Source organism: Pseudomonas sp. SED1, assembly GCF_034044025.1.
In the GTDB taxonomy this organism is placed as follows: domain Bacteria; phylum Pseudomonadota; class Gammaproteobacteria; order Pseudomonadales; family Pseudomonadaceae; genus Aquipseudomonas.
Genome location: NZ_JAXCIS010000115.1, coordinates 12,636 through 25,955, shown reverse-complemented (window position 1 = coordinate 25,955; position 13,320 = coordinate 12,636). Strand labels below are relative to the sequence as shown.

The 13,320-nt window shown below is 59.9% G+C and carries 10 protein-coding genes; 2 read left to right on the top strand and 8 right to left on the bottom strand.

Translation table 11 applies throughout. The annotated features are described in order from the left end of the window. Positions 1–59: 59 nt before the first annotated feature. The 8 genes from SNL23_RS14775 to puuE all read right to left on the bottom strand — a co-directional run bounded on the left by SNL23_RS14775 (position 60) and on the right by puuE (position 7,376). Entirely contained in the window at positions 60–845 is a 786-nt protein-coding gene (locus tag SNL23_RS14775) for an outer membrane protein OmpK (protein WP_076017378.1), read from the bottom strand. Then, a complete protein-coding gene (locus SNL23_RS14770; RefSeq protein WP_318302582.1) occupies positions 842–1,237 on the bottom strand; it encodes a hypothetical protein in 396 nt (131 codons plus the stop codon). Before SNL23_RS14770 ends, SNL23_RS14775 begins: the two co-directional genes overlap by 4 nt. A 43-nt stretch (positions 1,238–1,280) precedes the next feature. Further along, complete coding sequence (locus SNL23_RS14765; protein WP_167662533.1) at positions 1,281–2,633, bottom strand: nucleobase:cation symporter-2 family protein; 1,353 nt, start codon at positions 2,631–2,633, stop codon at positions 1,281–1,283. Positions 2,634–2,820: 187 nt separating this feature from the next. Next, on the bottom strand, positions 2,821–4,122 hold the full coding sequence (locus SNL23_RS14760) for a urate hydroxylase PuuD (protein ID WP_167662532.1): 1,302 nt from the start codon (positions 4,120–4,122) through the stop codon (positions 2,821–2,823). 50 nt (positions 4,123–4,172) lie between these two features. Further along, positions 4,173–4,676: an ureidoglycolate lyase gene (locus SNL23_RS14755; RefSeq protein WP_133098976.1), complete on the bottom strand. Its 504-nt coding sequence runs from the start codon at positions 4,674–4,676 to the stop codon at positions 4,173–4,175. Positions 4,677–4,861: 185 nt separating this feature from the next. Beyond that, a complete protein-coding gene (alc, locus tag SNL23_RS14750) occupies positions 4,862–5,857 on the bottom strand; it encodes an allantoicase (RefSeq protein ID WP_076017382.1) in 996 nt (331 codons plus the stop codon). 80 nt (positions 5,858–5,937) lie between these two features. Continuing rightward, the gene (uraD, locus tag SNL23_RS14745; RefSeq protein WP_076017383.1) at positions 5,938–6,453 is read right to left on the bottom strand and encodes a 2-oxo-4-hydroxy-4-carboxy-5-ureidoimidazoline decarboxylase; all 516 of its coding nucleotides are present in this window, start codon (positions 6,451–6,453) and stop codon (positions 5,938–5,940) included. Continuing rightward, positions 6,450–7,376 carry an allantoinase PuuE gene (gene puuE, locus SNL23_RS14740; RefSeq protein WP_093200029.1) on the bottom strand — a complete coding sequence of 309 codons (927 nt, stop codon included), beginning with the start codon at positions 7,374–7,376 and terminating at the stop codon, positions 6,450–6,452. Before puuE ends, uraD begins: the two co-directional genes overlap by 4 nt. Before the next feature lie 461 nt (positions 7,377–7,837). On the opposite strand from puuE, the gene uraH reads away from it, so the two are divergent. After that, positions 7,838–8,191, top strand: a complete 354-nt coding sequence (gene uraH, locus SNL23_RS14735; RefSeq protein WP_010176091.1) for a hydroxyisourate hydrolase — start codon at positions 7,838–7,840, stop codon at positions 8,189–8,191. A gap of 159 nt (positions 8,192–8,350) precedes the next feature. Further along, positions 8,351–13,312, top strand: a complete 4,962-nt coding sequence (locus SNL23_RS14730) for a dermonecrotic toxin domain-containing protein (protein WP_318302581.1) — start codon at positions 8,351–8,353, stop codon at positions 13,310–13,312. Positions 13,313–13,320 lie beyond the last annotated feature (8 nt).

Below are 13,320 nucleotides of genomic sequence, written 5' to 3'. Positions count from 1 at the left end.
AGAATAGGCGCGGTGTTCTTGCGGTCTTCGCGAGCAAGCTCGCTCCTACAGGAGAAACATCAGAAGTGGTACTTCACCAACAAACTCGCGGTGTCCTGATTGGTCTCGAACGCGCCGCTGTCCTGGATCCCGTACTTGTTCTTCCAGTAGTCGTATTCGATACCGACATACAACTGCTTATCGCCCCAATGCAGCGCCTTGCCCAGGTCATATTTGATCTGCGGGTTGAAGTGCAGGTTGGCGTGGTAAGTGCCGCGGGCGTTCTTGTCGTTATCCACGACCCAGTCCATAAACCCGTCGATCAGCACATTGGAGTTGCCCACCGGAATCGTGTATGACCACACCGGCGTGATCTGCCACACGCCATCACCCGGGCGATTGCCTTCGGTCTGGCGCTGGTAGAAGTTCAGCTGGAAGTAGTCGAAGCCGGGGATTGCCAAGTCGAAACCAGGACCCACCAGGTACGACTCGTTGTCGCCTTCGCCGAACTCGTAGGTGAACGCCAGCAACACGTCCTTGATCGGGCCGAACGACAGGTCTTTGTCGAAGATCTTGCCGAACGACAAACGTGGGCTGAACTCGCCGTAGTAAGTACTTGGGCCGACGTTGCCGTCTTCCTTGCCGTTGTAAAAGATGCGGTCGAGGAAGAAGAAGTTGTCGCCGTACTTCCACGCATCGGCGTGTTCGAAGGTTACGGTTTGCTGGATCTGCGGGTTAACGGTGAAGTTCTTGCCCCACAGATAAGTCAGGCTGTTGTTCTGCCACTGCAGCAGATCACCGGCCATGGCCTGGCCCCCGGCCAGCAGGGATCCTGCCAGCATCAGGCTGTTCACAGTACGTTTCATTCGGTTGCTCCCGAGGTAAAGGTTTCTGGTTTTTTTTCTAAGCGGACGCTCTGGTGTGGCGTCTTTTTGCTTGCCGCAAAAATCGTCTGTTCGGTCAGCTTTAATGCTTTTAGCAAGAGCTGCGCCAAGGTGTTTAAAAAGCCAAAAAATCCCCGTCGGCTGTGATGACCACAGTCGAATTCGGAGAGTTTTTGCACACGTTGGCTGCGGACTTGGGGCCCGGATAAGTTGGCCTTGCAGTCAGCTTTTACATTCGCTGTTTTTTTTTGAGTCGATTTGAGCGGGCGCCGAGAATACTGACTCCGAGGCGGGTGCTCAAGTGCGCCGTTACAGAGCGCGCGGGGCGAGAGTGGGGCACGGCGGGTAGCCGGCCCCGGGTGAATGGCGTGCATGGTGTATTCCCTGATCGTTATTGTTTTTGTTGTGACGCAGGAATCAATGTTGGTGTGCGTGTTCGCTTGCGGCAGCGCGTTCGGCGCCGCCCAGAATGTTGAACAAGAGGTTCAGCGACAGCGCGCTGAGGGTGGCCATGGCGATGCCGCTGTGAGTGATCGGGCTCATCCACAGTGGCAACTGCGCAAAGAACTCGGGACGCACGACCGGGATCAATCCCATGCCGATACTCACCGCCACCAGCAACTGGTTACGGCGGTCGGCGATGTCGGCTTCCTGGAGGATCTTGATCCCGGTGGCCGCCACCATCCCGAACATGGCAATCGCCGCGCCGCCCAGCACTGCGGGCGGAATCGACGCTACCAGGAGCGCGGCCTTGGGCAGCAGGCTCAGCACAATCAGAAACGCCCCGGCCATGATCGTCACCGAACGGCAGCGCACACCGGTCATCTGCACCAGGCCGATGTTTTGCGCGAACGAGGAGTGAGTAAAAGTGTTGAAGAAGCCGGCAAAAAACGACGCGCCGGCATCACACAACAGGCCGCGACGCAGCATCTTCGGCGTAACTTCCTGGCCGGTGATCTTGCCCAGGGCGAGGAACATCCCGGTGGACTCGACGAAGATAATCACCACCACCAGGCACATCGACAGAATCGGCGCCAACTCGAACTTCGGCATGCCGAAATGCAGTGGCGTCACCACTTGCACCCACGGTGCCTGGGCCAGGCCGCTGAGGTCGACCATGCCGATCATCCCGCACAACCCATAGCCCAGAGCCATGCCGATCAGTACCGAGATATTCACCCAGAAGCCGCGCATGAAACGGTTGATCAACAGGATGGTGGCCAGTACCAGCGCGGCAATCGCCAGGTAAATCGGTGAGCCAAACGTGGACGCCGCCGCGCCCCCGCCGGCCCAATTGACCGCGACGGGAAACAGCGAGAGGCCAATGGCGGTGATCACGGTGCCGGTCACCAGCGGCGGAAAGAAGCGCACGACCTTGGACATGAACGGCGCGATCAAGATGCCGAAAAAACCGGCGGCGATGGTCGCGCCGAAGATCCCTTGCAGGCCGATGCCGGGCATGCCCGCCATGGCGACCATGCTGCCGACCGCGGCGAAACTGGCGCCCATCATCACCGGCATGCGAATGCCCACCGGGCCGATGCCGAATGACTGGACCATGGTTGCGATGCCCGCCACCAGCAGGTCGGCGTTGATCAGGAAGGCGATTTCTTCACGGCTCAAGCCTGCGGCCTGGCCGATGATCAAAGGCACGGCGACGGCGCCGCCGTACATCAGCAAGACGTGTTGCAGGCCTACCAGAATCAGTTGCAAGAGGGGCAGCCGCACCATGGCGGGCGCGGCAGGAGTCTGCGTTTCTAGCTGGGACATGCAACACCTCGGATCTTTTTATTGTTGTGTTGTTCGGCATTCGATTGCCGGTAGCGCTGCCCTTGATCCCTGTAGGAGCGAGCTTGCTCGCGAAGGTCGTCAACGATAACGCGCGCATCCAGTTTGAGCGCGTTGCCCTTGAGCTTTTCGCGAGCAAGCTCGCTCCTACAGGGGAGGGGGCCGATGTTTAGTTGGTACGCGCCCCCTGATTGATCCAGGTGCCAATCAAGTCCCGTTCCTGCTGGGTCATCTGAGTGATATTGCCCAGCGGCATGATCTGGCTGGCCACGGCCTGCGCCTGAATGCGCGGGGCCATTTGCTGGATCTGCTGCGGCGTATCAAACATCACACCCGCCGGTGCGGCACTGAACAGCGGGCTGGTCGGCTTGGCCGAATGGCACACTGCGCAGCGCTCCTGAATCACCCCGTGGACCTTGTCAAAATCAATCGAGGCCTGGGCCGGTGCTGCTTCGGCAGGCGCTGGTGCAGGTGCCGCGGGTGCAGCCGGTTTAAGCCCGCCACCCAGCGCCGTTTCCGGCAGTGGCTGGTACTCGATGGCCGCGGGTGCCTTGGCCACTTCCGGTGCAGTCGCCACCGGTTTTGGGCCGGTCACGTACGCCAGGCAAATCATCGCCAGTGCGCCTACGGGCAAGGTCCAGGCATATTTCTGGCTGTTGTGACGGGTGTTGAAGTAGTGACGCACCAACACCGCCGCCACCGCGATACCTGCCAGGATCAGCCAGTTGTATTGGCTGCCGTAGGTGCTCGGGAAGTGGTTGCTGATCATGATGAACAGCACCGGCAAGGTGAAGTAGTTGTTATGACGCGAACGCAGCAAACCCTTGGCCGGCAGTGCCGGGTCGGGTGTGCGGTTTTCTGCAATCGCCGCCACCAGCGCACGCTGGGCCGGCATGATGATGCGGAACACGTTGCCCACCATGATGGTGCCGATCACGGCGCCCACATGCAGGTACGCACCACGGCCGCTGAACACTTTGCTGAAGCCATACGCAGCGGCAATCAACAGCACGAACAGGATCAGGCCGAGCAGGGCAGGGCGCTTGCCCAGGGCCGAGTCGCAGAGAAAGGAGTAGACGAACCAGCCGACAAACAGCGAGCCAATGCCCAGCAGTACACCTTCCGGACCGGTCAGGCTGCTGCCCGGGGCCAGCAGGTACAGCGTCGGGTTGGCGTAGAACACCACGCACAGCAGCGCGACGCCGGACATCCAGGTGAAATAGGCTTCCCATTTGAACCAGTGCAGGTTGTCCGGCATGGTCGGCGGGGCCAGTTTGTATTTTTCCAGGTGGTAGATACCGCCACCGTGGATCGCCCACAAGTCACCGGCGAGACCGTCCTTGGGGTTGACGCGATTGAGGTTGTTTTCCAGCCAGACGAAGTAGAACGAAGCGCCGATCCAGGCGACGCCGGTAATCATGTGAACCCAGCGCACGCTAAGGTTCAGCCATTCCATCAAATGTGCTTCCACAGTCTTTACCTCTCGCCTGTCACTCTGTCGTCGAGTGATCAGACCTTCTCTTATTGGTGGGGGGCGAGGATCAACTGCTCATCCTCTTTAAAAAAATGCTCATCGCAGTTGTTGCCTGTGCCACTGCGATCAACCACCAGGAAGTCATCCCGCTTTTCGATCGTCAGCACCGGGTGGTGCCAGACGCCGCGATGGTAATTAATGCCCTGCCTGCCGTTGGTGACGAAGGCGCGGACCAAGCCCGATACAGGTTCATCGCCAAGTGGCGCGACCACGATCAGAAAGGGGTTGCCGAGCAGCGGGATGAAAGCCTGGCTGCCCAGCGGGTGTCGTTCCAGCATGCACACGGTCAGCGGCATGTCCTGCGCGTCGGCGCGGAAAATGCTGATGATCGCGTTATCTTCTGGCGTGGCGGTTTGCACCGTCGCCAGTTTATGAAAGCGCATGGTCGACCCGTTGTTGATCATGAAGTGATCGCTGCCATCGGTTTCGATAACGTCTCCGAAAGGGGCGAAGGCTTCTTTGGTCAGGGGTTCGATCATCAGTGTGCGCATGGCTGTCTTCTTAATCCGGTTCTATAGGGTTGTACTGTTCTTGTGGCGAGGGGGCTTGTCCCCCGTTGGGCTGCGCAGCGGCCCCTAAACCAGCCACTGTGTTTTACCTGAAAAAACACAATAGGTTTTATTGGGGCCGCTGCGCAGCCCAACGGGAGCAAGCTCCCTCGCCACAGGTTCACCGCTTACTTCGAGACCTTGCCCAAAACCCGCAGGCGGCTCACACCACCATCCGGGAACACATTCAGACGAATGTGGGTGATCGGGCCCAGCGCCTTGATCTGCTCGGCAAAGGTGTGTTCAGCATGCATTTCCAGTTTCTGCGCCGGCAGCAGTTCGCGCCAGAACAGCGATTGGGTTTCGATCTGGCTGTCGGTGCCGCCCTTCACGAATGCGCCCTGGATCGAGCAGGTGTCCGGGTAGTTACCCTTGAAGTGCAGGGTGTCGACCACGATCTTCTCGATCTCGCCCGGGTTGCCCAGTGCGACGATGACCCAGTCATTGCCCGGCGTACGACGACGGGCGGTTTCCCAGCCGTCGCCCATGTTGATGCCACGGCCCGGGTTGAGGATGTTGCTCATGCGCCCGAAGTGTTCATCGGAGCAGGCCAGTGCACGGCCGCCGTTCAATGCAGCTGCCAGGTCGACTTGTTCGTTGTCGCCCACCGCCGACCAGTCGCGGAACGGAATGCCGTACACACGCAGACGGGCTACACCACCGTCCGGGTAGATGTTGAAACGCAGGTGGCTGAAGGCCTGGTCGTTGTTGATCTCGTGGAAGTGATGGCTGTTGCCTTGCAGCTCTACAGCCGACAGCACTTCAACCCACTGGGTGTTGTCGTCCGGCTCGCCGGACGCCAGGAAGCAGGCTTCCAGGGACGCCGATGGCGGGAAGTTGCCGGTGAAGAATGAAGTGTCGATGTCCACGCCTTTGATCGAACCCGGTACGCCCAGGCGGATCACCGCGCTGTCGTAGCCTTCGAAGCGCTTGCGGCGCGACTCCCAGCCGTCCATCCACTTGCCGTTGTCATCGAAAACGCCCTCCTTCCACACGGCCGGGGTCGGCTGGAACAGGCGGTTGGCGTCGGCGAACCAGTCATCGGTAACAGAGATGATCTTGGTGCCCAGGCGGGCGTCGGCCAGGTTGACGAACTTCTCGAAAGGTACGGCGTAAGCTTTCATTCTTCTTGTCTGCCTTAAAGTAAGTGGCTTGGGATGCTCGCCAGGCCCTGGGCGTTCATGAACCGCTCGGGCCAGGTCTGCTAAAGGGTCAGTAATCGGAACAACGCGATTTTATTGATCTCGGCCAGCGCGCATTTGAACTCGGCTTCCACCGAGTTGTGAATGCGCGTTTCAAACGCGGCGAGGATCTGATGCCGGTTGCTGCCTTTTACCGCCATGATGAAGGGAAACTTGAACTTGGCCTTGTAGCCATCGTTCAGCTCGGTGAAGCGCGAAAACTCGTCGCTCGAGCATTGGTGAATACCGGCGCCAGCCTGTTCATGGGTGCTGGCTTCGGTCAACTGGCCCTGGACGGCAGCTTTGCCCGCCAGGTCCGGGTGAGCGTTGATCAGGGCCAGTTGACTGGTGTGATCGGCGCTCAACAGGATGTCGCTCATGCGCTGGTGCAGGGTTTCGATCTCGTCGATCGAAGCGTCCTGGCCCAGGTCGAAGGCCTTTTCGGCCACCCATGGCGAATGTTCGTAGATGTCGGCGAAGGCTGCGACGAACTCGTCGCGGCTCAGGGTCGAGGGTTTCAAGGTCTGGAAAGCTGTCATTTGGCGGCTCCCTGGAAAGGGTGTACGTCATGCCAGTGACGGGCGATGTCGACGCGGCGGGTAAACCACACCTGGTCATGGCCCTTGGCGTATTCGATAAAGCGCTTGAGTGCAGCCAGGCGCGCCGGGCGGCCGATCAGGCGGCAGTGCAGGCCGATGGAGAGCATCTTCGGTGCTTCCGCGCCTTCGGCATACAGCACGTCGAACGCGTCTTTGAGGTACTCGAAAAAGTCGTCGCCCTTGTTGAAACCCTGGACCTGAGTGAAGCGCATGTCGTTGGTGTCCAGGGTGTAGGGGATCACCAGGTGCGGCTTGCCGGTCGGGTTGTTGGGTTCCCAGTAGGGCAGGTCGTCGTCGTAGGTGTCACAGTCGTAGAGGAAACCGCCTTCCTCCATCACCAGCCGCCGGGTGTTGGGGCCAGTGCGCCCGGTGTACCAGCCCAGTGGGCGTTCGCCGGTGAGTTCGGTGAGGATGCGGATCGCTTCGAGCATGTGCTCGCGCTCCTGGGCCTCGTCCATGTATTGGTAGTCGATCCAGCGGTAGCCGTGGCTGCAGATTTCGTGGCCGGCGGCGACCATCGCGCGGATCACGTCCGGGTGGCGCTGGGCGGCCATGGCCACGGCAAAGATGGTCAGCGGGATATCGAATTCCTTGAACAACTTGAGGATGCGCCACACGCCGGCCCGGCTGCCGTATTCGTACAGCGATTCCATGCTCATGTTGCGCTCGCCTTGCAGCGGTTGCGCCGAGACCATTTCGGACAGGAAGGCTTCCGACTCTTTGTCGCCGTGCAAGATGTTGCGCTCGCCGCCTTCTTCGTAGTTGAGTACGAACGACAGGGCGATACGGGCCTTGCCTGGCCAGTGTGGGTGAGGAGGGTTACTGCCGTAACCGATCAGGTCGCGTGGGTAGTCAGCGCTCACTGCAGTCTTCCTTCTTGTTCGTGGTAACGGTGTGTGTGGCGGCCGGGCAGCGAAAAGACTGGGGTGGCGTCACAGCGATGACTGATTGTATACAACTTAGTGCGCACTTTGTAAGCCTGTATTTCTGCATTTTTTCCGCAGGGTCTTTGCAGAATAGCACTGCAAGAAACCTGCCTGACTGGTCAGCTATATTGAAAAAAACCTCCTTTACTGTAGGAGCGAGCTTGCTCGCGAAAAACCTGAGAGCGCCTCGTTACCTCTGAAGCGCTGCGTTATCGTTAACGATCTTCGCGAGCAAGCTCGCTCCTACAGTATCGGCGTCAGCAACGTATAGCGGGTTTGTTGAATTTATTGTGTACAATTTTTTTGAAAAGTGTCTTAATCAGTCATTGCCGGCTTTTTCAGTGACCTGAAAAGGTGCGGTCTTTCACTTTACTGACTTCGGGAGGCGCGCAGACGCTATGGGACGTTTGACCACACACGTATTGGACGCCGCGCACGGCTGCCCTGGCAGCGCGATCAAGGTTGAGTTGTACCGTGTCGAGGGCACACAGCTTGAACTGGTGGCCAGCACCCTGACCAACAACGACGGCCGTTGCGATGCACCTCTGCTGCAAGGCGATGACTACCGCAGCGGTGTCTATCAGTTGCAGTTCAGCGCCGGTGACTACTACCGCGCCCGCGGTGTGCAACTCCCCGAACCTGCGTTTCTCGACGTGGTGGTACTGCGCTTCGGCATCAGTGCCGAACAGGATCACTATCACGTGCCTTTGCTGATTTCGCCTTACAGCTACTCCACCTATCGCGGTAGCTGAGTCGTCACCGCGCTTCACACCCCCAAAGCTCTTCGTTGGTTTTTCGCCCGCTCACACTGCGGGCTTTTTTTCGTCGGGTGATCGGGCCCTATCTATGTAAAGCCCGCCGCATGATCAAGCTGCTTACGCTCGGATTTTTAATCAGGAGCCGATAGTGACATGGCTACAGATCCCGACACTTTCGTCTGGCAGCAAAAGATTCGCGACGGCCTGACTCGCCGCCTCGGCCGACACAACGCACCCAGCCAATTCATCAACCAGTTGCAGCTCGCTCAGGTACGTTGCGCCGAATCGACCAAGGCACTGCGTCGCCTGATGCTCCGTGCACCCAGCCTGCGGCGATGGGTGCGCGCGGCGTCGACGCAAACTCTCGCACTGGGCGTGCCACCAGATATCCGGGCAACCACCACGGGTTATTGGCAGGGCCTGGCCCCCGGTAGTGCGCTGGACCGTGAAGCGCGGTGGGTTGAGTTGTGCACCGAGGTATTTGCCCAGCGTGCGTTGCTGGCTCATGGGCTGTGCATGTTGTCAGACCATGGGTTGGCCATGGTCCTGGAGCTGGTGGACGCCCCTGACGTGTCAACGCGCCTGGCTGCGGGCGGTGCCTGGGAACGGTTGCAGGTCAGCGGCTTGCTCTGGCCTTGCGATGTTGCCGGGGGTGTTTCGGTCGCCGGGGCCCTGCACCTCTACCGCAGTGGCGACGGGCTGAATAATCGACAGGTGGTTTACCTGCCTGCGTCAGTGCAGCCCTTTCATGAGTTCGACAGCCTGAGACAGCTGCAACATCGATTACCAGAGGTGATAAACGGGGCGCAACGCGCCTTACTTTGGCAATGCCTGCCTCTGGTGCATCGACATGAACTGGCGTTGGATGTGAATAGCACGGTGCAGGCTTTCAGCGTTCGCCGCGCGCCGATATTGACCGCTGATGCCCTGCGTCAGAGTGCGTTGGCGCAACTGCACACCCAGCGCGATAACGAATGGGCGAGCATCGATTCCCGTTACGCACCCTGGCTGACAGACAAGGTGGGCCAGGGATGTGACATGAGCCCTGCGCAGCGTTTACGGCTGATTGAGCGCAGTCGGCACGGGGCTCCGGACATGCCTGGGCTGAGCATCGCCGTTGAGCAGTTACTGGGCTGGGATGGTTACCGTCGAACAGGGCACATCACCTGCGCAGGGCTCGGTGCAGGCATGGCCTTTCGCACTCGGGAGGCATTGGTGCGGCGTCATGAGCAGGGGCTTCTGGCGTTGCTGGATCCCGCCGATTGGAGCCGCGATCACCAACCTTTTGGCGCTTTTATCACGTTGCAGACACAGTGGCAGCAGCAGGCTGAGACGGTGCGGCTGCTGCTGGAGGGGCACACGTCACAACTGGGGAAAAAAGCCTTCTGGATGTATGTGCCTGCGGGAGCTTCGCGGCATCGAGCCGCACAGTGGCTGCTCGCTCGCAGCCAGGCCCTGCTCCAGGATGCGCAACTGCAATACCGGTTGGGCCTGATCAGTGAAGATAACCTGGCCGCACTGAGTGAAGCCCTTGCATGGCGGGCCCCGGCTGAGGACAGCACCCGCAGCACCCGCGTCGTGCAACTGTCTGTGGGGCGCAGTGGGCAACCGCTGTATCGGTTGGTGGGAGTGTTTGTCGTCACCACTGTGCAAGCCCTCGTCCAACCGCAGGCCAGGCATCCCGTTCTGTTGCAGGTGCCGGGCATTGATGGAGGGTTGCAGGCGTTCGAGTCTCTGGATGAGCTACAGGTTGGTATTGATGCCAGCCTCAAGAGCCCGGATGGTTCGATGTTGTGGCGTTGTATAGGGCGCGATGAACGAGCGCAGGCGAAGGCCTTGGTTGCAGCACTTGGCACACAGGCAATGTTCGTGTCATTCCAGTTGATGGGGGCTGATGTGCTAGCGGACAGTTTCAAGGAGCAGATCAAGTGCCAGGCGCGAGTCGAACGCTGGGTGGCGCAGGGTGCCAAGCCGTTCAGTGAGGTCACAGACCCGACCCTGACGCACACCTTGCTGGCCCGTGAGTTGGCAGACAACCTGCACCTGCCCACCAGCGCCGCCCGCGCCATGGCTTTGGCCAATGTCAGCCTGCTACGGCTGGCGGCTGCCCGGACAAACGCTTTCCCCGCATGGCTAACCACCGCGCCCCGTGCCCTGCGCAAACGTTATCAGGGCCATTACATCCATTATCTGACCAGCGTCCAGGCGCTTGAAGAACAGCTGCTTAAGATGTTGCCGAGCCTGCAAACCTTTGCTCGCAAAAACCTGTTGGCGCAGTTGAGCCGTGAAGGCCTGATTCATCTGGACATCGATCAACCGCTGCTGGATATGCCCGATGATGTCAGCACTCATTGGGAATCGCATCCGCAGCGCCCGGCTGGGGATTCTGGCATACGGGTGGTGGTCAGCAAGGAGCGCCACACCTACAGCCTGCTGCAACTGGCGTTGCACAATCTGGATGAAGAGGCCCCCTGGACACAATGGCGCTTGAAGCGCGGCAGCTACCTGGACCCGCAGGTACAGCGGCTTTTGCCCCCTGACAAACTGGTCAAGCTGATCGCCAGCCTGGATCTTGCGGGTGCGTACGAGCAAATGATTGATCAGGTGTTCTACGCATCCAGCTCGCCTGTACTGTTCCAGGCGCTGGTCCAGCGACCGCTGGCGCAGCTTGCACGCCTGGAGTTATTCAGCGCCCGGCAACAAGGGTTAAGCGACGCAGCGCAGAGCATTTTCTCCACTGCACTGGCGGCAAAGACGCCACAGGACCTGCAGAAAAACGGCCACCAGTTGCAGCTGTTTTGCCCACACCTTGCGGCGTTTACCTTGCAACAGCCCCGGCACATCGCCGGTGTGTTGGTCATTCATGATCGGCTATCGGCCAAAACCCTGCTTTATTGGCCGCACATAGCCGGTCATCCGCCCCTCAGCGAACATGCGAGCCTGGAAGCGGCACAGCAGGCGCTGATGAACATGGCCGGCACGCCGCAAAACCGTCAGCACCTGGCCCGGCACATCGCTCCTGGTTGGGAGCACCAGGCGCTGCGCAGTTATCCGGTACCCATGGAGCCTGCGTTCGGGACTATCGATTGGCGCGGTGCCGCTACTTCAGTGTTCGATCTGTTTCAGGAGTCTTACTGGGTAAAGGCCGCGCAGCTTGTCGGGGGGTTGGTGCGCTGGTTCAAACGCCGCCGGGAGTTTCCCGCCAGTCACTTGGCAGAGATCGAGCAGGAGATCAACGAGCAGCACGAGCAGGCGCCGCAGCACTGGTTGGGGCTCACGGCTACCGGCGCCAGTGACATCTTGAGCATCCTGGCCCATGCCCACGTGCTGGGCTTACGGCGGGAAGTGCGGGCCATGGCCAATTCCCAGCAAGCGCTGGCGAGCTATCGCAAATGGCGCCTGGGCGAGCAATCGGAAGCGCGAGTGCGGGGAATATTGTCGTTTATCCCGGGCGTGAGCATCGGCGTCAATATTTATGAAGTGCTTCTGGCGGCCCGGCGGTTTCACCACAGCGGTGATCCTGCGGATGGCGTAGGTGTCGGGTTTGCTGTGTTGATTCTGTTGGCCGATGTGGCGCTGATGTTGCTGCCTTCTGCCAAGGGCACGCCGAAGCCTGGGTTGCAGGCCAGGACGTCGGTGATGAACCTTATCCAGCTTCGCCAGGCTGGGTTTTCCAACCTGGGGTTGACGGTCCCTGCGTGGGGGGTAAAGGGCCTTGAAGGATTCAAGAAAGCGTTACCGGTGGATGGGGCCGTCGCGCTGCACGGGCCGGTAAACAAGGGCACGTTTGTTAAGGCTGGCGAACAGTTTGTGTTGGATGACGGCCAGGCGTATCCGGTCTACCGACGCCGCAACGAGCGGGCGCTGCGGCTCAAGAGCCCGCGGAACGACGCTCAGGATGAGCTGGTTTTGTACATCGAACAGTCCGGTGAACGGCTGTTGGGCGCCGATGCCCCCGAGCCGCGGCCTGGGCCCAGTTCAGGTATTCACAGGCCTTGGGAGGCGCAAACGCCGGCAACCGAATGGGTTGCCCCGCCGGCTTCTCATACTGACCTGATAGCCCGGCAACCGGTATTGGCCTCAAGCCATTGGCAGGGCTGGGGGAGGTCGCTGCAGAGGCGGGTGACACAAGAGACTTCCGCAACTCGGCGGTTGTATCGGGTTCAGGGGGACGAACCCTTCGATGCGATAAAGCTGGGGGCGAATTTCTATGAACTGTTACCCAGCGGCTCCAAGGCGTCGGACAGTATCGTGTTTATCAAAAAACCCGAGGTGGTCGCTGCAGAGCCGCGTCACGGGTTTATGCGCTGGCTGCTACCGGATGTGCGCGAGCAACCCGTTCCCGCAATGTTTGGCGCTGATGGGTTGTGGGTGCCACGTGAGCCATTATTCGCCAGGCCCCTCGACGAATCTGTGAGGTACGCGTTCCCCGGTTTAACCCCTTCCAGTAATCGCTTCGTGGCTGAGCGTCTGGTGGAGCTGGCTGATTCCGGTCGCTCAATGACCGCGACCCGCCTCCTCAATATTCGTCTGACACTGGACGACTGGTTGCCTCCAATACCCAGAGCGGTGGGCCAGACGGATGACTTGTTGCGCATGCTCAGGCCGATTGTTCGCCGAGGTCATAAGAGCGTCAATATAGGAAGGGAGGGGGTTGTTCCCGGGCTGGAGCGCCTGGACTTTCAACTGCCCGTACCGCTTGACCCGGCTGTCCTCAACAATACGTCCATCAGCCACGCCAGGCCTATCGCCGCGCAACTGATGGTCAAGCAGGTGCTGGAGCAACAGGGGTTTTCGGTTCGACGACTGTACAAAGGCGGCTCCCCGCTGTTTTATAACTTCGTCTGCACCCATCCGAAGTCAAGCAACCTCTATTTCGTGCTGACGCGATGGGTGGAGTCGCCCAGCATTACCCTGAAATCCCGCAATATGTTGCAGCTGTCCGATGCGTGGTTTCGCAGTGCTGGCCAGTCGACAATCATGTTTCAGGCCGAGCGCTATCACCCTGTCCTCAAAGCGCTGGAGGAGCGGCGCCTGGTGCGGATTATCGCCGGCATACAACGTACCGAGGGTTCCGGCGTCACGGTGTTCTTCGTCAAACTGATACCGTTTTGATGGGCAAT